This window comes from Roseateles sp., assembly GCF_039595295.1.
Classification (GTDB): Bacteria; Pseudomonadota; Gammaproteobacteria; order Burkholderiales; family Burkholderiaceae_C; genus Roseateles.
Genome location: NZ_JBCNLU010000012.1, coordinates 93,276 through 115,094, shown reverse-complemented (window position 1 = coordinate 115,094; position 21,819 = coordinate 93,276). Strand labels below are relative to the sequence as shown.

The following is a 21,819-nucleotide window of genomic DNA, read 5'->3' as shown; positions in this document are numbered from 1 at the left end:
GTGTTCATGGACGCGTTCATGGGCGAGTTCACTTGCTCGCTCCCTGCACTCGCGCAGCGACGCGCGCGAGCTTCTCCGCATAGGCCGGATCGGTCGCATACCCGCCGCGTTGCAGCGCCGCGCCGTAAGCCCGCGCATCGGCGCCGACGTTGAGCGCGCCCTGATAGCGCGGGTTGGTGCCGATCAGCCGGGCGAGGTCGTCGAAGGATTGGGCCGGTGACGCGTAGGCGCGGAAGGCCTCGCTGCGGGCGACCGGCGCGCCCTGCTCGACCTCGGTCGTCATTGCCTGCGCGACGGCGCCGTTCCAGCCGGTGGCCTTGATGCCGAAGTAGTTGTGGCTGGGCGTGCCGTCCGCCGCGCGAATCGGCGAGCGGCCCCAGCCGGTCTCCAGCGCCGCCTGCGCGGTCAGCACCTCGGGCGCGACGCCCAGCTTGGCGCCGGCCTGACGCGCCAGCGGCAGCGTCTGGTCGATGAAGGCCTGACGCTGCTCATCGCTCACGCCATCGATGCCGCCATTGACACCAGCGTTGATGCCGCCATCGATGACACCGGCACCGCCGATGCCTCCCCACCCGTTGAACCCGCCGACGCCGTCCACGCCGAACGCCGACATCGCCTGCAGGCGTCCCCACGCGCCCTCCGGGCTCAGCGCGGCGCTGCCGCTCACGGTGCCGGACGTGCCGCCGTCGCCTTGCTCGATGTAGCGCACGACCTCGCGATTCAGCTGCTGGAACAGCGCATCGAAGCGCTCCGCGCCCGCGCCGTTGCCCGGCACCGCACGGCCGTTCGCGCCGCCGATGCCGCCGGCGCCGCTCATCCCGTTCATGCCGCCCAGCGCGGGGAAGTCCCCGGCGTCGCGACCGAAGCCGAACTCAGCGCTGCTCATAGACGTGCTCCTCGCGCCCCAGCAGCTGCTGCATCAGCGCTTGCTGCTCGGTGATCAGCTGAGCATTGCGCAGGTTCAGCGCCTTGCACTCGCTCAGCGCCTGGTCCAGCGCGCGGCGCAGCGCCAGCAGCGGCTCACCGGTGGCGGCCGGCAGCTTGGCGATCAGCGTGCGCAGATCCGGACGCGCGGCTCGGCCCAGCAGCGCGACCAGCAACTCGCGCCGCCGCGCGCGCTGCGCGTCCAGCTCGGCGGCCTGCGCCAGGATGGCGGCGGACAGCGCGTTGATGGCCTCGGCGTCGTGGCTGAGCGCAGCGTAGAACTGGCGCTCCAGCAGCTCGCGCAGTGCGGCGTAACCGTGCAGATCGGCGGTCAGGCCGATGCTCAGCTGACGCAGCATCTCGACGGCGCTGCCGGTCGATGCGCGGCGACGCGGGGTCGTTGCGCTCAGGACTGCGCTCACGAGCGGCCTCCGTGGAAGCGCTGGATCAGCTGCGCGAGGCGATTCGCATCGAAGCGGATCTCGCCCTTGGCCAACGCGTCGCGCAGCGCGGCGACCTTGGTCTGGTCGACATCGGGCATCGCGGCCAGGTCGGCTTGCGCGGGCTTGAGCAGATCGGTTTCCAGCGCGGCCGCTTGCAGCGCGGGACTGGCGACACCGGCACCCGCGGCGACTGTGACGCGGTCGGTGGACTCGACCTGCGCGGTGGACGCGCCGGTCACGGGATTCAGCGGGCCGGAGGACGTGATCTTCATTCGTTCACCCTTGGATCTGGTACGCATGCGGGGCCTCTTCAGCGAGAGGCCGCCGGCGCGGCGGGCTGGGCCACGGAGGCTGTGTGAGGGGCGGCGTTCCTCGCGGCGGGCGGGATCGAGCCACGGATCTGGTCCGCCGGATCCAGCGCGGGATCGCGCAGACCGGCCGGCCCGTACAGCGCGGCGATGGACTGCGCCTGCGCGCTGGTCAGCAGCATCAGCTCGATGCGGCGGTTCACCGCCGCCGTCGGATGCAGCGCATCCAGCGGTGCGGCGTCGGCCATGCCGCTGACCTGCAGCACGCTGGACTCGGGCATGCCGCCGGCCAGCAGCTCATGACGAGCGGCCATGGCGCGGTGGCTGGACAGCGCCCAGTTGGTGAAGGCGCCGGGCCCTTTGTCCTGATACATCGTCGCGTCGGTGTGGCCGACGATCAGCAGCTGGTTGCGGATCTGAGCCAGCATCGGTCCCAGCTTGCGCAGCAGCGCGCGCAGCGGCGCGGCCGGTTGCGCGCTGCCGCGCTCGAACATGCCGCTGGCTTCGGTGTCGTGCAACTGCAGACGCAGGCCTTGCGGCGTGACCGCCGTGCGCAGGTGCCCCTGCAGGCCCTCTTCCGCGGCCAGGCCGGCGATGCGGCGCGCCAGCGATTGCAGCTGCTCGGGCGAGTCCAGGCTGGGCCGGCCGACGCGCGCATCGGTCGAGCCGTGCTGCGGATCGCCGGCGCTGGGGTCCTCGCTGCGAGCCGGCACCGGATGGCGCTCGATCATGCTGCCGCGCGAGCCCGCCGCCAGCGAGTTGGTCAGGCCCTGGCCGTCCTCGATCAGATTGGCGCCGGCGTTCTGCAGCACCACCTGCATGCGCTCCGAGTTGCGCGAGGCCAGCAACCACAGCACCAGGAACAGGCACAGCAGCGCCAGGCAGAAGTCGGCGAAGGCGACCTTCCACGCGCCGCCATGTCCCTCGTCCTCATGCCGCCGCGAGGACCGCTTGACGATGGTGGGATGCGCCTCGCCGCGAACGGCGCGGCCGCCTTGGGTCGCGAGTTCAGGCTGCACGGCGCTCTCCCTGATCGCCCGGACGGCGACGCGATCCGGCGTCGTCGCCGCTGTCGTTGAGCGCGTCGATCCAGCCCTCCAGCTGCGCAAAGCTGGGCTTGATGTTCAGCTGCACCAGGCGGCGGCCCGCATCGATGGCCAGCAGCGGCGGCTTGCCCGCCACGTGCGTGACCAGCACCACCTTGACCGATTCCAGCGAGGCCAGCTCGGCGTGCACCAGCTGCTTCATCATGTTGGAGACCGGGTCCATTACCCCGTAGCAGAAGAAGATGCCGATGAAGGTGCCGACCATCGCGGTCGCGACCATCACCGCGATCTCGCCGGTGCTGGCGCCTTCGGCGACATGGTTCATCGCCATCACGATGCCCAGCACCGCGGCCAGGATGCCGAAGCCCGGCATCGCCTCGGCGATCTTGTGCAGCGACTTGGAGGGCTGCATCAGCTCATCGTGGATGGCCTCGAGCTCCTGCTCCAGCACGCCCTCCAGCTCATGCGCGTTGATCTTGCCCATCGCCATCAGACGGAAGTTGTCGACGATGAAGTGCAGCAGCTTGCTGTTGTCCAGGATCAGCGGATAGCGCTGGAACAGCGGGCTCTCGTGCGGCGCCTCGACGTGCGCGTCCAGCGCCTTCAAGCCGCCCGCGGCGGCTTGCAGCAGCTCGTACATCAGCAGCAGCAGCTGGCGCTGGAACTCCTGGCCGTGGCTGTTGCGGCGCACCAGCTTGCGCAGCTGCAGCAGCATCTCCGACAGCACGTGGCCCGGGTTGCCCAGCACGATGGCGCCGACCGCGGCGCCCACGATGATCAGCAGCTCCACCGGCTGCCAGATCACCTTGAACGAGCCGCCGTGGATCATGAAGCCGCCAAAGACGCAGCCCAGCACGATGAGGATTCCGACGAGAGCTTGCATGTCCGTACTCCGGCCCTCAGGCCTGCTGCAGGAAGGCGCGCATCTTGGCGAGCGCCGCCTTGTTGATCTGGGAGACGCGCGCCTCGGTGAGATCGAGCACCGCGGCGATCTCCTTGAGGCTGGCGTCGAATTCGTAATAGAGCTGGATGACCTTCTGCTCGCGCTCGTTCAGCGCCGACAGCGCCTGCGCGATCGAGCGCGTCACCATCAGCTGCGCTTCCGGGCTGCGGTGGTCGCTGGGCAGCTGGGCCAGTTCCTCGACCAGCTCGTCGAAGCTGGCCAGCTCCTCGGCCACCTCGGCCTGCAGGAAGTCCTGGTACTGCTGCGGCGTCAGCTTCAGATGCGCCAGCACCTCGGCCTCGGCCGGCTCGCGGCCCAGTTGACGTGTGAGCGCGCGCAGCGCGTCGCGCTGGCGGTGGCTGTCCTGGCGCACCGTGCGCGGACGCCAGTCCTGCCGGCGCAGCTCATCCAGGATGGCGCCGCGCACGCGCAGCGCCGCGAAGGCGCCGAAGCCCGCGTCGGGCATCCCGTAGCGGCGCAGCGCCTCCAGCAAGCCCATCAGGCCGATCTGCTCCATGTCCTCGCGGTCCATCACCGCGCTGGCCTGCGCCGAGAGCTGTCGCACCACGCGCTTGACCAACGGCGCGTACTCGCGCAGCGTGCGCTGCTCGATGTCGGCGCCGGGTCCGGCGGTGGCGACGGCGCCCCATTCGGCGTAGGCGTGCTGCACGGTCGGGCTCCGCTTACTCGATGATCAGCTTGCCGATCAGCGCTTCGGCGAAAGGCGCCTCGCGCCGGTCCGCCGCGTAGCTCTCGGCATAGGCCTTGTTGAGCAGCTGAGCGAAGTCCTCGACGCTCATCGCCTGCGCCCCGTCGAGCGTGTAGGCCGATAGCGCCTTGACCGCCACCGTGCGCAGCAGCGGCAGGTGGTCCTTGGTGCGCTTCTCCTGGTCGGGCAAGGTCTTGAAGACGATGTCCACCGCCATGTAATGCGAGACCGCCGCCCCGTTGGGACCGCGCAGCATCACCAGCACCTTGTCCAGCGTCACGTACTTGTAGTCGGGCGCGGGCTTCTCGTCCTTGACCTCGACCTTGACGTCCTTGCCGTCCGCGCCCTTGGCGCCGGCCTTGTCATGCTGCATCCACCATACGGCGACACCAGCGCCGCCCGCGGCCAGCAGGGCCACCGCCGCGACGATGGCGATCAGCTTGGCTTTGCTCTTCATCGCGTGTTCCTCGTGTTGCCGGCCAGCGCGTCGGCGAAGGCCATCGCGCCGGCGCCGGACGACCCTGTCGTCCCGGCGTTGTCTTCATCGCCCAGGCCGCGGCCCGGCTGGCGTTGGCCCTCTCGCGGCTGCCCGCCGGCGTGCGACTGGCCCGATGCGCCGTCGCGGCCGCGACCGTCGCCGGCCGCCTGCGCGCCAGTCGCCACCTGCACCGACACCTCGCCCGCATGGCGCTGCACCAGCTCGTGGCGCAGCGGCTCGGCGATCTGGCGCAGCTGCTGGCGGACCTCGTCGTTGCTGGCGGTCAGCTGCACTTGCAGCGCGCCGCCTTGCTGACGGATGTCGATCTCGATGCGGCCCAGCTGCGGCGGCTCCAGGTGCAGGCGCGCGCTGTCGCTGCGCTGCGCGATCTGGAGTTGCAGACGATCGCCCAGCGCCTGCATCAGCGGCTGCTGCCAGGCGTCGCGCGAGCCCGGCAGGCTCAGCGTCGAGGCGGATGGAGCGGGCGTTCCAGTGCTCGTTCCGGCGGTCGGCGTCGGCGTCGACGAAGCCGACGGCGCCATCGCGGCCATCAGGTCGGCGCTCCAGCGCTGCAGGCCTTGCCAGGCGCCGTCGTCGCCGGCGGCCACGGTCGCGGGATTGAGGGCGGCGGCGGTCGACGAGGCGTCGGCCAAGGTCACGCCCTGCGCCTGCAATGACAACAGCCGCGCCGGATCGGTCGCCAGCGCGGACGCGGTCGAGGCCTGCCCCGTCGCGGCGCCGGACGGGCTCGAGCCGTCCCGCGTCGCCACCGGTGCCGGCGGCATGGCCGTCGGCAACAGCGTGGGCATCAGCATCGACATCAGCGCCGCGGGCGTCGATCCGGCCGGCAGTTGATCGTCGTCGGAAGTCCGGGCGGCGTCATGATCGCCCTCGGCGCCCGCGCCGACGATGCCGATCGCGGCGGACTCGCCCGCGGCGAGCGCGGTGTCGCGTCCCAGCAGCCCGTCCAGCGCGCGCATCAGCTCGGCGTCGAGGACATCGATGGCGTTCGCATCGCCCTGTTCATCGAGCTTGCCGGCGTTCTCGGCGTCCTTCGGGCTCATGGCACGCGCGGTCGCGGCCTCGTCGGCCGGCGCCATCAGGCGCGCGAACGGGCCCGCGTCCTTCGCGGACGTCTTGCCCGATCCGGCGTTGGCCGAGCTGTCGGTGGTGCTATTGCCGCTGGCCGGGGCGGCCTTCGCGTTGGCGGGCTTGGCCGCGGCGGCGTTCAGCACGTCGGCGGCTGCGGTGTTCGCCGCGGTCGCGCGCGGGGTCGTCGTCATCGTCATGCTTGCGCCTCCATGCCCCAGGCCTGGCTTTCCGCATAGGCGGACCAGCCCTGGCGCTGCTGCTGCATCTGGTCCAGGGTCTGGCGCACGCGTTCGAGCTCGCGCTCGCAGTCGCCGCGCACCTGCGCATGCAGGCGGCGCAGCTGTTGCAGCGCGCCGCGCTCGCCCGGGCTGAGCTGGGAGGTGTCCAGACCGCCCAGCAGCGTCGCCAGCTCGGCGTCGGTGCGGGCGACGGCCGTCCAGTTGCGCGCGCCGCAGGCTTCGCGCAGGCGCTCGCCCAGCATCTGCAGACGGGCGGTGACGGGAGAGGAAATCGGCATCGCGCGTCCCTCCTCAAGCGCCGCGGGCCAGCACGCCCTGCCAGCCGCCACGGATCTGCGTCAGCAGGGTGCGGACCTCGTCCACCGGCGCGATGTCCAGCTCCACGCCGGCGCGGTACAGCCGCTCGGCGCAGTAGTCGTAGAGCCGCGCCAGGTTGGCGACGACCTCGCCGCCGGCCTCCAGGTCGAGCGCGCTCGACAGGCCGTTGATGATCGCGACGCACTTCTCCAGGCTGGCCGCCTTGAGCTCGAAGCGGCGCGCCTCGATGTGGGCGCGGGCGCGGGCCAGCTCGTCGAGCAGGCCGTCCATCAGCACCAGCACCAGCTGGAGCGGCGAGGCCTGCGCGGTCTGCGCATGCAGGTTGACGGTCTGGTAGCTCTGGTAGGCGTCGTGACTCATCGGAGGGGACTCGTCTTCCCGGCTCTCAGGCCGAGACGGCGTCGAACATGCTGCTCGTCCCCGACAGTTGCGACTGCAGGTTCTGCAGCTGCGTGAACTGTTGGAGATAGCGCTGGTACGCCTGGTTGTATTGATCCGTCAGACGGGTCTGGCGGTCGGTGATGCTCTTCTGCTGCGCCTGCACCGTGGTCTGGCGCTGCTTGATCTGACCGCTGGAGCTGTTGGTCCAGCCGTCGGCCAGCTTGTCCAGCGCGCCCAGCACGCCCGACGAGTTGCTCAAGGCGGTGGAGCCCATCACCTTGTCCAGCGCGTCCGGCGTGGCGGCCAGCGCCTTGCTCAGCTTGGCGCTGTCCAGGCTGAGCGAGCCGTCGCGCGCGACGGACACGCCCAGCGTGCGCAGGTTGCTGCCGCCGTAATCGGCGCGCAGCAGGTTGCCGATGCGGTCGCGCATCGCGCGCACGCCGGCGTCGCTGGCGAAGGCGCCGTTGGCCGCGCCTTCCTTGCCGACCTGCGTCAGGCCGTCCAGCGTCTTCTCCAGCGTGTTGTAGGCGTCGATGAAGTTCTGCAGCTTGGTCGTGGTGGCGCTGTCGTCGCGGGCGACGGCCAGGGTCACCGGCGAGTCGCCGGTGGTCTGCGCCTTCTTCAGCGTGATGGTCACGCCCTGGATCGCGGTGACGGTGTTGCTGGCCTGCTGCAGCCGCACGCCGGTGCCCTGCGCGCCCAGCCACACGACCGCGTCCTGCGCGCCGACCAGCTCCTTGCGCTTGGACGTGTCGTCCAGCGCCGTCTTGAGCGGGCCGGACAGGCCGGAGGTGTCGATGGTCAGCTTGCCGCCCGCGCCGCTGACGCCGGAGGTCAGCATCAGCTGCGTCGCGCCGCCCACCGTCACGACCATGGCCGTGGCGTTGCCGCTGGCGGCGGTGTTGATGGCGCGCGCGATCTCGGTCTGCGACAGCGTGCCGTCGCCGTCGGCGTCGGCGCTGGCCAGATCGACGTTGAAGCTGGTCCCGTTGGCCAGCTGGATGGACATGCTGCCCGGGCCGGCCGGCACCGCCGGCAGGTCCTGGAAGGCGACCTGGTTGGTGGTGGCGAGCTGCTCGACGAACAGCGGCGTGCTGGTCGGCTGCGCGCCCGAGGCCGCCGTGGCCGTCATGTAGGACGTGTCGCTGGGCGTGGCGCTGTACTGCGTGACGCTCTGACCCGGCTTGGACGACAGCGCGGCCAGCGCGGTCTTGAAGGTGCTGAGCGCGCTCTGCAGCTGGGTCAGTCCGGTCGACGCGGCCTGGGCCGCCTTGGATTGGGCGTCCAGCAGCGCCTGCGCCGGCGCCGTGTAGGCGGTGGCCAGGCTGGTGGCGGTCGAGGTGGGATCGAAACTAGTGGCCATGACGGGCTCCTCCACGGATTCCAGGGTTGAGACTTCCCTGGTGGAAGACGACCGCCGCCGGCCGGGACTTAAACCGCGCGCGCTCAGCCATGGCGACCTCGCGTGGCCTTGAGCGCCGTCAGCGCGCCGAAGGCGCTCAGACCACCGAAGGCGCTGTCGTTGCGGGCGCCAGACGCCCCACCGCCGCCGACCTGGCTGGCGATCTCGTCCTGCCCCTTCTGCTCGCGGCGCGCCTGCTCGGTGCGGGCCTTGGCGTCGGCGCGCTCGACCAGCTGGCGCAGGGTCTCCTGCTTGCGCGCGGCGGCCAGGGTCTCGGCGCGGACGACTTCCAGCTCGGCCTGGCCGCGGGCCAGTTCCTCGCGCTGACGGTCGGCCCAGCCCAGCATGGCCTGCTTGTAGGCGGCGCTGTTCTGCGCCAGGCCCGGCAGCTGCGCGCCGGCCAGCGTGGCGTGGGCGCCCAGCGCCTCCAGGCGCTCGACCGTGCCCTGCACGCGGCGGCACAGCTGCTGCTGCGCGACCAGCTTGGCCTGCTGACGGTCCAGCTGCAGCTGCTGCAGCTCGGCCAGACGGCCCAGGCTGCGGCGCAGCGAATCCTTGTCGGCGCTCATGCCAGCAACTCCTTGAGTTGATCCAGGGTCCGCGCCAGCGGCGCGCCCTCGTGCGTGCCCTGGTGCAGGAACTGCTCGATGCGCGGCCACAGCGCGACGGCCCGATCGGTGGCCGGATCGGCGCCGGGCACGTAGGCGCCCAGCGGCATCAGCTCGCGCACCTGCTCGAAGCGCGCCATCAGCTGCTTGAGCTCGCGCGCCTGCTGTTGCTGAGGGCGGTCCGCCACCAGCGCCATGCAGCGGCTGATGGACTGGGCCACGTCGATGGCCGGATAGTGGCCGCGCTCGGCCAACGCCCGCGACAGCACGATGTGGCCGTCCAGGATGGCGCGCGCGGTGTCGACCACCGGATCCTGCTGGTCGTCGCCCTCGGCGAGCACGGTGTAGATGGCGCTCATGCTGCCCTCGCCCTCGCCGTTGCCGGCGCTCTCGACGAGTTCCGGCAGCAGGCTGAAGACCGACGGCGGATAGCCGCGGGTGGCGGGCGGCTCGCCCAGCGCGAGCGCGACCTCGCGCCGCGCCATCGCATAGCGGGTCAGCGAGTCCACCAGCAGCAGCACATGCTGGCCCTGGTCACGGTAATGGGCGGCGATGCTGTGGCACAGCTCGGTGGCGCGCAGACGCATCAGCGGCGACTCGTCGGCCGGGGCGACCACGACGACGGCGCGGGACAGGCCCTGGGCGCCCAGCGACAGGTCGATGAACTCGCGCACCTCGCGGCCGCGCTCGCCGATCAGACCGACGACGACCACGTCCGCGACGGTGTTGCGGGTGATCAGGCCCAGCAGCACGCTCTTGCCCACGCCGGAGCCGGCCATCAGGCCCACGCGTTGTCCGCGGCCCAGCGTCAGCAGGCCGTTGATCGCGCGCACGCCGACGTCCAGCGGCTCGTCGACCGGCTTCTTGCGCAGCGGATTGACCTTGGGCGGCACCATCTGCAGCGGCTGATCGCCGCTCAGGCGGCCGAGACCGTCGATGGGCTCGCCCAGTCCGTTGACGATGCGCCCCATCCACTGCGGACCGATCATCAGCGAGGACCGCTCCGGCGCCGGCAGCACGCGGGCGCCGGCGGCCAGGCCGTCGGGCTTCTTGAACGGCATCAGATAGGCGATCTGGTCGCGGAAGCCCACGACCTGCGCGGCCAGCCAGTCGCCGGTCGAGCCCTCGCCCTGCGCCTCGATCAGGCAGCGCTGACCGGTGCGCAGCACGCAGCCGGTCGCCTCCAGCAACAGGCCGGAGGCGCCGACCAGACGGCCGGTGGGCGTGGCCACCGGCACGTCGTCGAGCTCGACCCGGCGCAGGGCGTTGCTGATCACGGCGTGATCTCCCCGTCAGTAGCGGCCGCGGCACCGGCCATGTTGACGGCGTCGCCCAGTTCGGCGGGGTCAGGCCTTGCCTGACCGTCCAGCGTCGTCTCGGGCATCAGCTGGCCGCGGACCTGCGCCATCGTGGCGGCCAGGCGCTGACGGCAGCCGGCATCGGCCTCGCGACCGCCGGCGATGACGCGGCACTCGCCCGGATCCAGCGCGGCGTCGGCGCGCAGCGTCCATTCGCGGATGCGCTCCGGACCCAGCTCCAGCAGGCGCTGACGGTCCTCGGGATTCAGGAAGACCTCGACGCCGTCGTGCGACGGCGGCATCGAGGACAGGGTCTCGTCGACCAGCGCCATCAGCTGCGACGGACGCAGCGTCAGCTCGGCGCGGATGACCTGGCGCGCAACGCGCTCGACCAGCTCCACCACCTCGCGGCGCATCGCCGATTGATAGTCCTGCTGCAGCTGGCAGAGATGGCTGAGCAGCGTGTCGACGGCGGCGACCGGGCTGGTCAGCAGCACCTTGGCGTCCTCGCGGCCGGCGGCCAACCCCTGCGCATGACCGGCCGCCTCGGCGGCGGCGCGGGCCTCGTCGGTGCCGGTGCGCAGCCCGCTCGCATAGCCTTCCTCGTAGCCCTTGGCCAGGCCCTCCTGGAAGCCCTGCGCCAGGCTGGCCTGCAGCTGCGCGCCGGCCTGCCCGTCCAGGGCGGCCGAGGCGCGGCCGACTTGCGCCAGCGGCGGGAAGCGATGCGGGCGCGTGGTCTTCATTCGACGACGTCCTCGGCGAACAGCTGCACCTGGATCTCGCCCGCGTCGGCCAAGGCCTTGACCTGGGCCATGATCTCGCCGCGCGCCTGCTCGACGCGGCTCAGCGGCATGGGGCCGCCGCGACGCATCAGGTCCTCGAAGCTCTGCGCCTGACGGCGCGGCATCGCGGCCAGCAGCGCATCGCGCACCGGCGGCTCGGCGCCCTTGAGCGCGACCGCCCACAGCTCGATCGGCACCTCCTCGATGAGGCGGGTGAGCGTGGCCTCGCTCTGGCGCGAGAGCATGAAGAACTCGTACATCGAAGTCTCGATCTCGGCGACCACCGCGGCGTCGTGCGCGCGCAGCAGCTCCACCATCTCTTGGCGCTGGCCGGGCAGACGGTTCAGGATCTCGGCGACCTGCTTGACGCCCTCGACCGCGGCGCCCTGCTGGCCCAGACCGGACAGGCAACGCTCGACCAGCTCCTCGAGCTCGGCCAGCAGCTCGGCGTCGACCTCCGACAGCCGGGCCATCTGCAGCAGCACGCGATCGCGGCCGCCGGCGGCGTTCTCGGGCAGCGCGGCCAGCACCTCGCTGGCCAGCGTGCTGGGCAGGAAGGCCAGGAACACGGCCTGCATGCGCTGGTGCTCATGGCTGATCTGCTCGGCCAGCCACTTGGGCGAGGCCCATTGCAGGCGCTGCATCTTGGGACGGATGGCGTCCCCATAGATGCTGTTGAGCACGCTGGACGCGATCTGGCCGCCCAAGGCCAGGTCCAGCGAGCGCTTGAGGTAGCTGCGCGACGCGCCGTGCACGCCGCTCTGCTCGCGGTAATCGTCGAAGAAGCCTTGCAGGGCCGTCTTCACCCAATCGACCTTGATGCCCGACAGGCGCGACATCACTTGCGTGACGTCCAGCAGCTCCTCGCGCGACAGGCAGCGCAGCACCGCGGCCGCGGGCTCCTCGCCCATGCTCAGCAGCACGATGGCGGCCCGTTCCACCGGACTCAGCGACGCGGCGCTGCCGGGCGGAATGAAATCACTCGCTTCGGCCATTTTTCTTCTGCACCCATTGCTTGACGACTTCCGCCACCCGCTCCGGCTCCTTGGCCGCGAGCACCTTCAGGTGGTCCACCAGCACGTCGACCGGCGATCCCGGCGGCGGCAGCTCAAAGTTCTCCAGCAGCGGCGTCACGGCCGAGCCGGATTGCGGTGCCGTGGCGGCCAGGCCGGGAAGACCCGGCAGGCCCAGCGCAGGACCGCTGTCGGCGCCCAGCACGCCGGCCGTCGCGGACGACCCGGCCGCTGCGCCGCCGCTGCCCGGCAGCGGCTCCAGCGGTGTGATCTCGGGCTGGCCCGGACGACGCTCGGCCACGCGCGGCGCGCCGGCCTTCGCGGCCTTGGCGCCGCCCATGCCCATCGCTTGCTGGCCCATGCGCAGCAGCGGACGCGCCAGCAGGAAGTAGCCCAGCGCCGCGGCCAGCGCGTACACGCCCCAGCCGCCGAACTCGACGAGGTTGTCGCGCTGCTGGTACCAGGGCTCGGCCACCGGCGCCTGCGGGAAGGCCAGCGTGGAGACGCTCAGCTTGTCGCCGCGCGTGGTGTTCATGCCCAGGCCGCCGTTGAGCAGACGCTCGATCTTGGCGATGTCGGCGGGCGCCCAGTCCTTGGCGCCGCCGGGCGCGGCGGCGGTGTTCAGCAGCACCGCGACGCTCAGCCGCTCCAGACGGCCGCGGCTCTTCTTCACCTGCGTGATGCTGCGGTCGTAGGCGTACTGGCGGGTGGACGCGTTCTTGCGCGCGGTGTTGCTGTTGCCCGCGCCGTTGGGATCCTCGCCCTGCGCGGCCGATGCGGCGGCGGCGGCCAGCGCGGCCGGCGGGCGGTTGCTCAACGAGCCCGGCACGCCCAGCGCGATGCGCTCGCGGTCCTGCTCCTCGCGCATGGCCTCGTTGGTCAGCTTGGGCGCGTCGCCGTACTGCTCGCGGGTTTCCTGCACGCGGTCGTTGTTGACCTCGGCGGTGACGCTGAGGCGATAGTTCTGCTCGCCCAGCACCGGGGCCAGCAGCTCATGCACATTGCGGCGGACCTCGTCCTGGATGCGGCGCTGCGCCTCGTTGCCCTGCGCGCCGCCGTCGAAGCCCTCGCTCATGTCGACGCGCGCCGACAGCAGATTGCCCTGCTGATCGACGAGGCTCACGCGGGCGGGATCCAGATTGGCCACCGATCCGGCGACCAGGTTGATCGCTGCGGCGATCTGCTCGTTGCCCAGCGTGCGGCCCGGTTTGAGCGTCAGCACCACCGAGGCCGAGCTCTTCTGCCCGTCGTTCAGGACGAAAGAGCTGCTCTTGGCGATGGACAGGTGCACGCGGGCCGACTCGACGGCGTCCAGCGCCATCATGCTTTGCGCGAGCTCGCCCTCCAGGCCGCGACGGAAGCGCACGTCCTGCACGAACTGGCTCACGCCCAGCGGGTCGTTCTTGTCCATCAGCTCCAGGCCGGCGGGCAGCTTGGCGACCACGCCCTTGGCGGCGAGCAGCATGCGCGCGCGACCCAGCTCGGCATCGGGCACCAGCACCTGACCGCTGTCGGGATGCAGGCGATAGCCGATGTGCTCGGCGTCGAGCACGGCCAGCACGTCGGCGGTGGGCACGTGCTCGCGCTGACCGAAGACCGGCTTGTAGCCGGCCTGGTCGCGCCACAGCAGCGTGAGCACCAGCGCGGTGACGACGGCGGCCAGCACCAGCAGCGGCGCGGCGCCGCGCAGTCCGGCACCGGCGGCCGGCGCGGCGTTGCCCAGGCCGCTGAGCAAGCCGCCCAGGCGGCGTCGCCAGGCGGGCTGCTCGGCGTTGCCGGCGGAGAGGGTCTGCAGATCGTTCATGGTCCTGGCGGCCTCAGAGCTGCAGCTTGATCAGCTCGTCCACGGCGCCGACGACCTTGTTCCGCACCTGCATCAGCATGGAGAAGGACAAGCCCGCTTCCTGGCTGGCCAGCATGGCGCCGACCAGGTCGTCGCTCTCGCCGCGCTCGACCGCCTCCATGCGCGCCGCGGCGGCCTGGTCGCGGTCGTCCACGCGCCGCAGCATCTGCTCGAAAGCAGGCATGGATGGGTTATCGCCCACGCCATGCGACAGCGACTGCGCATCACGCTGCAGGCGTACAGCGTCCTGGTTCAGCAGCGATTCCATGGCCGACTGGCCGATGGCCGAATTGAGCGTCGTGACCGACATTCCCTGGCTCCCGAGCGTTGACTGGTACGCCATTGGTTTTCACCAACGGCGCCTGGTGGGCTTGGATCGGACTGCTCCGATCACTCTTTCGGCGGGCCCCCATCACTTCTCGTCAATGGTTCATAACCCGCGCGCAACCCGCGCTTGATTCATCGATCCCCAAAAGGTCTGGAGATTTATCGCGGACTCGAATGTCGCCGCTTTATTTGACGCGTCCGTGTGACACGTATTTTGTATGCGACATATTCGGCGCTATTTACAGACAGTTTCAACCATGGACATTCAGGCGAAAGAATCCCCTCGCGCCGAGTTTTCAAATGCTCGGCAGCGATACCAACGCGGATTCAACGCGCGAATGTCAGGAAACCCCTGGGGCGCCGCGGCTGCGCAGCCGCGCGGAACCCCGGGCGCCATCCAGGTCGGACGGCACCAGCCGGATCAGGGGATGAAGAACTGTCGGTGAATGAGCATGTCCGTCCTCTCTCTCGCAAGTGTCTTGCTGATAAACGGGCAGCACCTCGGCGGCAGCCGAGCAGGTCACAACAGGCCCGGGTGGGGCCTGGCAGGCGAGCGCCTAAGAACCGCGCGTCACGCGGTCCACAGACTCAGGTCTGGCAACCCCGCTATCGTGATCCGGCGCGCTCTATCGAGAAGCGCCGAAAGGTAGACCGGAGGCTTTGCGACCCCGGCTTTCGCTCGGGTGTGCCCTGATGTGTCGGACTGTAGACCTTGTGTTCGTCCGCAACAAGAACCAATTGTGCACTGCGTCAAGACGCATTTAGCCAGCGTGAAGAAGTTCACGATGTGCAGCACCAAACCCGACGCCATTCGGACGCCCTGCGCCCGATCTGTATCGGTACTGATAAATATGAAAAATAAAATACCTGCGCTTCGCCAGGGTATGGCGACCCGTTTCGGTGCGGGCTTAAATCGCCTCCTCGGTGCACGTGCGAATCGCGGCAGCTTGTTTGTGATTTATTCCTGCAAGCGCTAACGTACACGTTTCCAACGCTGGTCGAAATCGCCATCGATTCCTAGAATCTGATGGTTATGGATTAATCCACCGGATTCACGGATGACCACCCAGTCCCGCCCCACTTCGGCACCTCGGCCCGCCGCGCTCGACACGCGCAGCCTGGGTCGTCCGGTGCATCTGCTGCCCCAGGTCGCGCAAGGTCTGCGCGAGGCGCTGCAGCGCGCGCTGGTCCAGCCGTGGAACCGCCGGTATCACAGCCGCTATGAACTGCAGGCGCTGACGCTGCGTCCCTTCGCGGCCGATCAGGACGCCACGCCCGCCACCGGCGCGGCGCCCCGATGGCTGCGCGCCAACGGTCCCGCCGGCCCGCTGGGCTGCCGCATCGACCGTCCGCTGGTGCTGGCGCTGATGGCGCGCCGCCTGGGACTGGGCGCGGACACCGCGCTCGCCACCGCCGACACGCCGCCCACCGCCACCGAGGACCGCCTGCTGCATCTGCTGGCCGGCCAGTTCGCGAGCCTGAGTCTGCAATGGCTGGCGCAAGCCGCCTTGCCCGACGACGCGGCCGCGCAAGACCTGACTCCGCTGGCCGATCTGCCGGCCTTGCAGTCCGGTCCCCTGCCCCCGATGAGCGACGCCTGGGCGATCACGGTGGCCATGCGCGACCTGACGCCCGCGATGCCGGCGCCGCTGCCCGCGAACGCGTCCTACAAGCAGGACGCCGACGGCGCCTATGAACAGGCGGATCCGGACGCGGCGGCCGAGCCCGCCCCGGCCGCGCCGACGCCCGCGCAAGACATGACCCTCAGCTTGATCCTGGACGGCGCCTATCTGCAGCCCTTGCTGCGCCGGTTGTCCGGCCAGCACCGCCCGGCGCGCGCGGCCTCGGCCGTGGGCGCGCCGCCGCTGGACCGCCGCCTGACGCTGACGCTGCAGGCGCGGCTGCTGGAACGCGAGCTCGACCTGGGCACCGTGCTGGACTTGGTGCCCGGCGCGCTGATCCCGATTCGCCTGGCCGACGCGACCGTGATGGTGCAGGGCTCGGCGCTGATGAGCGCGGCCGTGGCCGAGCACCAGGGCAAGTTGTGCCTGACCTCTTTCCAAGACCTGGAGTGATTGATGATGAGCGATACCGATCTGATCGCGGGCCTGCTGGATGAACCGGTGCAGGACCTGCCGGTGATCGAGCCCAAGCCGGCCGGTCGCGACCTGCCCGCGCTGATGCGCAAGATCCCGGTCACGCTGACGCTGGAAGTCGGCGAGGCGCGCCTGTCGCTGCACGACCTGGCGCAGCTGCAGGCCGACAGCGTGGTCGAGCTGGACACCCTGGCCGGCGCCCCCCTGGTCATCAAGGTCAACGGCACGGCCATCGGCCATGCGGAAGTCGTGGTCAGCGGCGACAGCCACGCGCTGCGCGTGCTGGACATCGACGGCCTGGACCTGGACCGGCTGGGCTCATGAACGCGTTGACCGCCGCCGGGCCGCGTCATGACGCCGACTCGCGCGACGCTCGGTCGCGCTCGACCGGCTCGCGCGTCACGATGCGTCTGGCGGCGCTCGCGCTGCCGGTGATGCTGGCGGCGGCCTCGGGCCCCGCGCAGGCGGCGATCCGCATTGCCGGCGCGGGCGCGGGCGGCGGCGACTTCACGCTGAAGACGCAGGTCCTGGTCATCATGACCCTGCTCGGGCTGCTGCCCGTGCTGGTGCTGATGATGACCAGCTTCACCCGCTTCGTGATCGTGCTGTCGCTGCTGCGGCAGGCGCTCGGTCTGCAGCAGGGCCTGCCGAATCGGCTGGTGACCGGCGTGGCGCTGATCCTGACCATCCTGGTGATGAAGCCCATCGGCACGCAGATCTGGGAGCAGGCCATGCAGCCCTACGACGCCGACAAGATCACGCTGGTGCAGGCGCTGCAGATCGCGGAGAAGCCGATCTCGCGCTTCATGCTGGCGCAGACCAGCAAGAGCGCCCTCGCCCAGATCGCGCAGCTGGCCGGTGAGACGAACGTCGCCAAGCCCGAGGAGCACAGCTTCCCGGTGAAGCTGGCGGCCTTCACGCTGTCGGAGCTCAAGACCGCGTTCCAGATCGGCTGCATGCTCTTCATCCCCTTCCTGGTGATCGACCTGGTCGTGTCCTCGGTGCTGATGGCGATGGGGATGATGATGCTGTCGCCGCTGGTGATTTCGCTGCCGCTGAAGCTGCTGCTCTTCGTGCTGGTCGACGGCTGGACGCTGACGGTGAACACGCTGGTGTCCAGCGTGCGCGGGGTGGCGGGATGACGCCGGAGATCGCCACCGACCTGATCGGCGAGAGCCTGCACCTGACCATGCTGCTGGTGCTGGTGCTGGTGCTCCCCGGGCTGATCATGGGTCTGCTGGTCGCGCTGTTCCAGGCCGCGACGCAGATTAACGAGCAGACGCTGGCGTTCCTGCCCCGCTTGATGGTGACCCTGCTGGTGCTGGGCGTGGCGGGCCGCTGGATGGTGGCGCTGCTGATGGACTTCTGCGTCTCGATCTTCGAGCGCGCGGCGCAGCTGGTCAGCTAGGACCCCATCGTGGAGATCGACTTCAGCCAGCTGACGCTCTGGCTCAGCGCGCTGTGGTGGCCCTTCTGCCGCGTCATCGCGATGCTGGCCGCGGCCCCCACCATCGGCGATGCCGGCATGCCGGTGTCCGCGCGCGTGCTGCTGTCGCTGGTGCTGGCGGTGGTGCTGATGCCGGTGTCGCAATCGACCGCGCTGCACATCCCGATCTTCTCGATGCAAGGCGTGCTCGCCGCGGCCGAGCAGGCGCTGCTGGGCCTGGCGATGGGCCTGACCTTCCATCTGGCGATGGCCGTCATCGGCGTGCTGGGCTTTCTGCTGTCCTCGCAGCTGGGCCTCGCGATGGCGGTGCTGAACGACCCGATCAACGGCAGCTCCTCCGACGTCGTCGGCGCGCTGCTGAACGTGCTGTGCGTGCTGGCCTTCTTCTCGATGGACGGCCATCTGCTGTTCACCGCGGTGCTCGGTGAAAGCTTCCGCGCCTGGCCCATCGGCGCGGGACTGTCGATGCTCACGCTGCAGAACCTGGCCTACAACCTCGCCTGGGTGTTCTCCGCCGCCCTGCTGCTGGCGCTGCCGGTGGTGGCCGCGACGCTGGTGGTGCAGCTGGGCATGGGCTTTCTCAACCGCGTGGCGCCGGCGCTGAACCTGTTCTCGCTGGGCTACTCGCTGGTGACGCTGTTCGGGCTGTTCATGCTCACGCAGGTGCTGGCGCATGTGCCCGAGCACTATCTGCGCATGACGCAGCAGCTGCTGCGCATGCTGGAGCAAGGCATGCGCGGCGTGCCCGAGATCGGAGGCGCCCGTGGCTGAGTCCGACACCGCCGACAAGACCGAGAAGCCCTCGGAGCAGAAGCTGCGCAAGGCGCGCGAGCAGGGCCAGGTCGCACGCAGCAAGGACCTCGGCGCGGCCATCGGGCTCTTCGCCGGGTTGAAGCTGCTGACCCTGGTCGCGCCGATGTACCTCGAGGACTTCGGGCGGCTGTTCCGCCTCGCGCTGGCGCCGATGGACGGCCCCGATGCGTTGGCCAGCCTGGACGGCCTGTGGGGCGAGGCCGCGCTGGAGTCGCTCTGGCTGCTGGTCAAGCTGCTGCTGCCGCTGCTGGCGCTGCCGGCGGCGGTGATCGTCGCGACGCAGCTGGGCGGCGGCATCGTGTTCACGACCAGCCTTTGGGCGCCCAAGTTCTCGCGCCTGAACCCGATGTCCAACCTGGGCCGCTTCTTCACGACCAAGCATTACAGCGAGCTTGCCGCGACGCTGCTCAAGACCTGCGGCGTGCTGGGCGTGCTGTATTGGGTGACGACGCGTTTCGCCTCGCAGTACGTGCAGCTGCAGGCCATGAGCCTGCCCGACGCGCTGTCGCAGGCCGCGGGGCTGGTGATGGATGCGCTGCTCACGCTGGCGGCGGTACTGATGGCTTATGCGCTGGTGGACGTGCCGCTGCAGCGCCTGTTCTTCATGCGCCAGCAGCGCATGAGCAAGCAGGAAGTCAAAGAGGAATACAAGCAGAACGAAGGCCGTCCCGAGGTCCGCCAGCGCATCCGCCAGCTGCAGCAGCAGCTGGCCAAGCGCAGCATCCGCAAGGCGGTGCCGGAGGCGGACGTGGTCATCGTCAACCCCGAGCATTACGCCGTCGCGCTGCGCTACGACAGCGCCAAGGCCGAGGCGCCCTACGTCGTCGCCAAGGGCGTGGACGAGATGGCGCTGTACATCCGCTCGCTCGCGCGCGAGCACCGCGTGCAGCTGCTGGAGCTGCCGCCGCTGGCGCGCGCGCTCTACAACACGTCTCAGGTGCAGCAGCAGATTCCCGCCTCGCTGTACCAGGCGGTGGCGCAGGTGCTGAGCTACGTCATGCAGCTGAAGGCCTTCCGCGCCGGCCGCCGTCCGACTGAACCGAGCCTGGCGGCGGAGCTGCCGGTGCCGCGACATCTCTCCGATCCGGAGTCCCCATGAAGCCCAAGACCCCCTCTTCCACGACCCCGGCCGGATCCGGGCTGGCGCGCCTGGGCGCGCAGCTGCGCGATCTGCGCGTGGCGGCGCCGCTGTTCCTGCTGGCGATCCTGGCGATGGTGATCCTGCCGCTGCCGCCGGTGCTGCTGGACGTGCTGTTCACCTTCAACATCGTGCTGGCGCTGGTGGTGATCCTGGTCAGCGTGAACAGCAAGCGGCCGCTGGACTTTTCGATCTTCCCCAGCGTGATCCTGGCGACGACGCTGATGCGCCTGTCGCTGAACGTCGCGTCGACGCGGGTGGTGCTGCTGCACGGCCATGAGGGCACGCATGCCGCGGGCAAGGTGATCGAGGCCTTCGGCAACGTGGTCATCGGCGGCAACTTCATCGTCGGTCTGGTGGTCTTCGTGATCCTGATGGTGGTGAACTTCATCGTCGTCACCAAGGGCGCGGAGCGGATCTCGGAGGTGTCGGCGCGCTTCACGCTGGACGCGCTGCCGGGCAAGCAGATGGCGATCGACGCCGACCTCAACGCCGGCCTGATCAATCAGGAGCAGGCGCAGAAGCGGCGGCAGGAGGTCGGGACCGAGGCGGACTTCTACGGCGCGATGGACGGCGCGAGCAAGTTCGTGCGCGGCGACGCGATCGCGTCCATCCTGATCCTGATCATCAACCTGGTGGGCGGCGTCGCGATCGGCGCCTTCATGCACGACGTCAGCCTGGGCGAAGCGATTCGCCAGTACGGGTTGCTGACGATCGGCGACGGGCTGGTCGCGCAGATCCCGGCCCTGCTGCTGTCGGCGGCCGCGGCCATCATCGTGACGCGGGTCAGCGACTCGGGCGAGTTCGAGCAACAGGTCAGCGAGCAGATGCTGGCCTCGCCGCAAGTGCTGTACAGCGCGGCGGGCGTGATGCTGGTGCTGGCGCTGATCCCCGGCATGCCGTGGATGGCCTTCAGCGCCTTCGCGGTGGCGCTGGCGTATGCGGCGTGGCGCATGGGCGAGCGCGCGAATCAGCGCGTCAAGCCGGCCGCGCCGCTGGAGGGCGCGCTGATCGCGGCGGCGCCGCCGGAGATCGACTGGCGCGCGCTGCCGGTCGTCGAGGCGGTGTCGGTGACGCTGGGCTACAAGCTGGTGAGCCTGATCGATCCGGCGCAGGGCGAGCCGCTGCGCACGCGGGTGCGAGGCATGCGGCAGTCGATGAGCGAGACGCTGGGCGTGCTGCTGCCGACGCTGTCGGTGCGGGACGATCTGTCGCTGAAGCCGAATCAGTATTCGATCTCGCTGAGCGGCGCCATCGTGGCGCAGGCGGAGGTCTATCCGGATCGGCTGATGGCGATCGCCTCGGGCCAGGTTTGGGGCGATCTGGACGGGATCCCCGGCTTCGACCCGGCGTATGCGATGCCGGTCACCTGGATCGAGCCGGAGCACAAGGCGCATGCGCTGGGGTTGGGGTATCAGGTCGTCGATGTGGCGAGCGTGGTGGCGACGCACGTGTCCAAGGTGCTGCGCGAGCAGATGCCGGAGCTGCTGAAGTTCGACGATGTCTCGGCGCTGCTGGAGCGCTTGAACGCGATCGCGCCCAAGCTGGGCGGCGCGCTGGACAAGGCGTTCACGCATGCGCAGCTGTTGAAGGTGCTGCGGTTGCTGCTGACGGAAGGCGTGGCGGTGAAGGACATTCAGACGATCGCGTCGACCTTGGTGGAGAACGCGGAGGCGACGAAGGATCCGGTGCTGCTGGCGGCGGAAGTGCGCTGCGCGTTGAAGCGGCAGATCGTGGCGCAGTTGCAGGGACCGCAGGGGGCGCTGGGCGCGCTGAAGGTGTTCAACCTGGGGAGCGAGCTGGAGAACCATCTGTTGAATGCGCTGAATCAGGCGCGTGCCGGTGGGGCGAAGGTCCAGCTGGACAGCTATCCGGTGGATCCGCAGCTGCTGTCGCAGTTGCAGCAGCACATGCCGGGGGCGAGGGATCAGATGAAGTCGCTGGGGACGGCGCCGGCGCTGCTGGTGATGCCGCAGGTGCGGCCGCTGCTGGCAAGGTATGCGCGGCTCTTCGCGCCGGGGCTGGCGGTGCTGTCGTACAACGAGGTGCCGGATCAGAAGGAGATCGCGGTGGTGGGGACGCTGGGATAAGCGCTCGGTCCCTCATGGCCCCTCGCCCGCTTCGCGGGAGAGGGCGGGGGGAGAGGGTCTCCGCAGGCCGCGGAGCGTCAA

Annotated in this window: 24 protein-coding genes and 1 riboswitch; of the genes, 7 read left to right on the top strand and 17 right to left on the bottom strand. The window is 70.1% G+C overall.

Going from position 1 to position 21,819, the window contains the following annotated elements:
• Positions 1-28: 28 nt before the first annotated feature.
• The 17 genes from ABDW59_RS11665 to ABDW59_RS11585 form a co-directional block, all read right to left on the bottom strand.
• Positions 29-886, bottom strand: a complete 858-nt coding sequence (locus tag ABDW59_RS11665; RefSeq protein ID WP_343629961.1) for a glucosaminidase domain-containing protein — start codon at positions 884-886, stop codon at positions 29-31.
• Entirely contained in the window at positions 873-1,346 is a 474-nt protein-coding gene (locus ABDW59_RS11660) for a flagellar protein FlgN (RefSeq protein ID WP_343629960.1), read from the bottom strand. Before ABDW59_RS11660 ends, ABDW59_RS11665 begins: the two co-directional genes overlap by 14 nt.
• Positions 1,343-1,639: a flagellar biosynthesis anti-sigma factor FlgM gene (gene flgM, locus ABDW59_RS11655; RefSeq protein WP_343629959.1), complete on the bottom strand. Its 297-nt coding sequence runs from the start codon at positions 1,637-1,639 to the stop codon at positions 1,343-1,345. Before flgM ends, ABDW59_RS11660 begins: the two co-directional genes overlap by 4 nt.
• Before the next feature lie 38 nt (positions 1,640-1,677).
• The gene (locus ABDW59_RS11650; RefSeq protein WP_343629958.1) at positions 1,678-2,694 is read right to left on the bottom strand and encodes a flagellar motor protein MotB; all 1,017 of its coding nucleotides are present in this window, start codon (positions 2,692-2,694) and stop codon (positions 1,678-1,680) included.
• Positions 2,684-3,604 (bottom strand): flagellar motor stator protein MotA, encoded by a 921-nt coding sequence (gene motA / locus ABDW59_RS11645; protein ID WP_343629956.1) that lies wholly within the window; start codon positions 3,602-3,604, stop codon positions 2,684-2,686. The genes ABDW59_RS11650 and motA overlap by 11 nt, the downstream gene beginning before the upstream one ends.
• Positions 3,605-3,620: 16 nt before the next feature.
• Positions 3,621-4,334 (bottom strand): FliA/WhiG family RNA polymerase sigma factor, encoded by a 714-nt coding sequence (locus tag ABDW59_RS11640; protein WP_343629955.1) that lies wholly within the window; start codon positions 4,332-4,334, stop codon positions 3,621-3,623.
• A 13-nt stretch (positions 4,335-4,347) separates the two neighbouring features.
• Positions 4,348-4,830, bottom strand: a complete 483-nt coding sequence (locus tag ABDW59_RS11635) for a flagellar basal body protein (RefSeq protein ID WP_343629953.1) — start codon at positions 4,828-4,830, stop codon at positions 4,348-4,350.
• Positions 4,827-6,140 carry a flagellar hook-length control protein FliK gene (locus ABDW59_RS11630; RefSeq protein ID WP_343629952.1) on the bottom strand — a complete coding sequence of 438 codons (1,314 nt, stop codon included), beginning with the start codon at positions 6,138-6,140 and terminating at the stop codon, positions 4,827-4,829. Before ABDW59_RS11630 ends, ABDW59_RS11635 begins: the two co-directional genes overlap by 4 nt.
• The gene (locus tag ABDW59_RS11625) at positions 6,137-6,460 is read right to left on the bottom strand and encodes a hypothetical protein (RefSeq protein ID WP_343629951.1); all 324 of its coding nucleotides are present in this window, start codon (positions 6,458-6,460) and stop codon (positions 6,137-6,139) included. Before ABDW59_RS11625 ends, ABDW59_RS11630 begins: the two co-directional genes overlap by 4 nt.
• Positions 6,461-6,473: 13 nt before the next feature.
• Entirely contained in the window at positions 6,474-6,860 is a 387-nt protein-coding gene (gene fliS / locus ABDW59_RS11620) for a flagellar export chaperone FliS (RefSeq protein WP_343629950.1), read from the bottom strand.
• Between the two features lie 25 nt (positions 6,861-6,885).
• Positions 6,886-8,244: a flagellar filament capping protein FliD gene (fliD, locus tag ABDW59_RS11615; RefSeq protein WP_343629949.1), complete on the bottom strand. Its 1,359-nt coding sequence runs from the start codon at positions 8,242-8,244 to the stop codon at positions 6,886-6,888.
• Between the two features lie 83 nt (positions 8,245-8,327).
• On the bottom strand, positions 8,328-8,852 hold the full coding sequence (locus ABDW59_RS11610; RefSeq protein WP_343629948.1) for a flagellar export protein FliJ: 525 nt from the start codon (positions 8,850-8,852) through the stop codon (positions 8,328-8,330).
• Positions 8,849-10,168, bottom strand: a complete 1,320-nt coding sequence (gene fliI, locus ABDW59_RS11605) for a flagellar protein export ATPase FliI (RefSeq protein WP_343629947.1) — start codon at positions 10,166-10,168, stop codon at positions 8,849-8,851. The genes ABDW59_RS11610 and fliI overlap by 4 nt, the downstream gene beginning before the upstream one ends.
• On the bottom strand, positions 10,165-10,932 hold the full coding sequence (gene fliH, locus ABDW59_RS11600; RefSeq protein ID WP_343629945.1) for a flagellar assembly protein FliH: 768 nt from the start codon (positions 10,930-10,932) through the stop codon (positions 10,165-10,167). Before fliH ends, fliI begins: the two co-directional genes overlap by 4 nt.
• Positions 10,929-11,966 (bottom strand): FliG C-terminal domain-containing protein, encoded by a 1,038-nt coding sequence (locus tag ABDW59_RS11595; protein ID WP_343629944.1) that lies wholly within the window; start codon positions 11,964-11,966, stop codon positions 10,929-10,931. The genes fliH and ABDW59_RS11595 overlap by 4 nt, the downstream gene beginning before the upstream one ends.
• The gene (fliF, locus tag ABDW59_RS11590) at positions 11,950-13,788 is read right to left on the bottom strand and encodes a flagellar basal-body MS-ring/collar protein FliF (protein ID WP_343629943.1); all 1,839 of its coding nucleotides are present in this window, start codon (positions 13,786-13,788) and stop codon (positions 11,950-11,952) included. Before fliF ends, ABDW59_RS11595 begins: the two co-directional genes overlap by 17 nt.
• A gap of 13 nt (positions 13,789-13,801) precedes the next feature.
• Positions 13,802-14,137, bottom strand: a complete 336-nt coding sequence (locus ABDW59_RS11585; protein ID WP_343629942.1) for a flagellar hook-basal body complex protein FliE — start codon at positions 14,135-14,137, stop codon at positions 13,802-13,804.
• A gap of 610 nt (positions 14,138-14,747) precedes the next feature.
• Positions 14,748-14,854: riboswitch (cyclic di-GMP riboswitch) on the bottom strand.
• Positions 14,855-15,212: 358 nt separating this feature from the next.
• Between ABDW59_RS11585 and ABDW59_RS11580 the strand changes: the two genes are divergently transcribed.
• The 7 genes from ABDW59_RS11580 to flhA all read left to right on the top strand — a co-directional run bounded on the left by ABDW59_RS11580 (position 15,213) and on the right by flhA (position 21,738).
• Entirely contained in the window at positions 15,213-16,229 is a 1,017-nt protein-coding gene (locus ABDW59_RS11580) for a hypothetical protein (RefSeq protein ID WP_343629941.1), read from the top strand.
• 3 nt (positions 16,230-16,232) lie between these two features.
• Positions 16,233-16,574: a FliM/FliN family flagellar motor switch protein gene (locus tag ABDW59_RS11575; protein ID WP_343629940.1), complete on the top strand. Its 342-nt coding sequence runs from the start codon at positions 16,233-16,235 to the stop codon at positions 16,572-16,574.
• An 80-nt stretch (positions 16,575-16,654) separates the two neighbouring features.
• A complete protein-coding gene (fliP, locus tag ABDW59_RS11570) occupies positions 16,655-17,392 on the top strand; it encodes a flagellar type III secretion system pore protein FliP (RefSeq protein WP_343630010.1) in 738 nt (245 codons plus the stop codon).
• Positions 17,389-17,658: a flagellar biosynthetic protein FliQ gene (locus ABDW59_RS11565; protein WP_343629939.1), complete on the top strand. Its 270-nt coding sequence runs from the start codon at positions 17,389-17,391 to the stop codon at positions 17,656-17,658. Before fliP ends, ABDW59_RS11565 begins: the two co-directional genes overlap by 4 nt.
• A 9-nt stretch (positions 17,659-17,667) precedes the next feature.
• The gene (locus ABDW59_RS11560) at positions 17,668-18,468 is read left to right on the top strand and encodes a flagellar biosynthetic protein FliR (protein ID WP_343629938.1); all 801 of its coding nucleotides are present in this window, start codon (positions 17,668-17,670) and stop codon (positions 18,466-18,468) included.
• Positions 18,461-19,609, top strand: coding sequence for a flagellar type III secretion system protein FlhB (locus ABDW59_RS11555; protein WP_343629937.1), 1,149 nt, complete (start codon positions 18,461-18,463; stop codon positions 19,607-19,609). Before ABDW59_RS11560 ends, ABDW59_RS11555 begins: the two co-directional genes overlap by 8 nt.
• Positions 19,606-21,738: a flagellar biosynthesis protein FlhA gene (flhA, locus tag ABDW59_RS11550; RefSeq protein ID WP_343629936.1), complete on the top strand. Its 2,133-nt coding sequence runs from the start codon at positions 19,606-19,608 to the stop codon at positions 21,736-21,738. Before ABDW59_RS11555 ends, flhA begins: the two co-directional genes overlap by 4 nt.
• The last annotated feature ends 81 nt before the right edge of the window (positions 21,739-21,819 follow it).

Excerpts from the sequence above, each read along its gene's own strand:
- ABDW59_RS11665 (WP_343629961.1), bottom strand. The coding sequence starts at position 886 with ATGAGCAGCGCTGAGTTCGGCTTCGGTCGCGACGCCGGGGACTTCCCC.
- flgM (WP_343629959.1), bottom strand. The coding sequence starts at position 1,639 with ATGAAGATCACGTCCTCCGGCCCGCTGAATCCCGTGACCGGCGCGTCC.
- motA (WP_343629956.1), bottom strand. The coding sequence starts at position 3,604 with ATGCAAGCTCTCGTCGGAATCCTCATCGTGCTGGGCTGCGTCTTTGGC.
- ABDW59_RS11635 (WP_343629953.1), bottom strand. The coding sequence starts at position 4,830 with ATGAAGAGCAAAGCCAAGCTGATCGCCATCGTCGCGGCGGTGGCCCTG.
- ABDW59_RS11630 (WP_343629952.1), bottom strand. The coding sequence starts at position 6,140 with ATGACGATGACGACGACCCCGCGCGCGACCGCGGCGAACACCGCAGCC.
- ABDW59_RS11625 (WP_343629951.1), bottom strand. The coding sequence starts at position 6,460 with ATGCCGATTTCCTCTCCCGTCACCGCCCGTCTGCAGATGCTGGGCGAG.
- fliS (WP_343629950.1), bottom strand. The coding sequence starts at position 6,860 with ATGAGTCACGACGCCTACCAGAGCTACCAGACCGTCAACCTGCATGCG.
- fliD (WP_343629949.1), bottom strand. The coding sequence starts at position 8,244 with ATGGCCACTAGTTTCGATCCCACCTCGACCGCCACCAGCCTGGCCACC.
- ABDW59_RS11610 (WP_343629948.1), bottom strand. The coding sequence starts at position 8,852 with ATGAGCGCCGACAAGGATTCGCTGCGCCGCAGCCTGGGCCGTCTGGCC.
- fliH (WP_343629945.1), bottom strand. The coding sequence starts at position 10,932 with ATGAAGACCACGCGCCCGCATCGCTTCCCGCCGCTGGCGCAAGTCGGC.
- ABDW59_RS11595 (WP_343629944.1), bottom strand. The coding sequence starts at position 11,966 with ATGGCCGAAGCGAGTGATTTCATTCCGCCCGGCAGCGCCGCGTCGCTG.
- fliF (WP_343629943.1), bottom strand. The coding sequence starts at position 13,788 with ATGAACGATCTGCAGACCCTCTCCGCCGGCAACGCCGAGCAGCCCGCC.
- ABDW59_RS11585 (WP_343629942.1), bottom strand. The coding sequence starts at position 14,137 with ATGTCGGTCACGACGCTCAATTCGGCCATCGGCCAGTCGGCCATGGAA.
- ABDW59_RS11580 (WP_343629941.1), top strand. The coding sequence starts at position 15,213 with ATGACCACCCAGTCCCGCCCCACTTCGGCACCTCGGCCCGCCGCGCTC.
- ABDW59_RS11575 (WP_343629940.1), top strand. The coding sequence starts at position 16,233 with ATGATGAGCGATACCGATCTGATCGCGGGCCTGCTGGATGAACCGGTG.
- fliP (WP_343630010.1), top strand. The coding sequence starts at position 16,655 with ATGCGTCTGGCGGCGCTCGCGCTGCCGGTGATGCTGGCGGCGGCCTCG.
- ABDW59_RS11565 (WP_343629939.1), top strand. The coding sequence starts at position 17,389 with ATGACGCCGGAGATCGCCACCGACCTGATCGGCGAGAGCCTGCACCTG.
- flhA (WP_343629936.1), top strand. The coding sequence starts at position 19,606 with ATGAAGCCCAAGACCCCCTCTTCCACGACCCCGGCCGGATCCGGGCTG.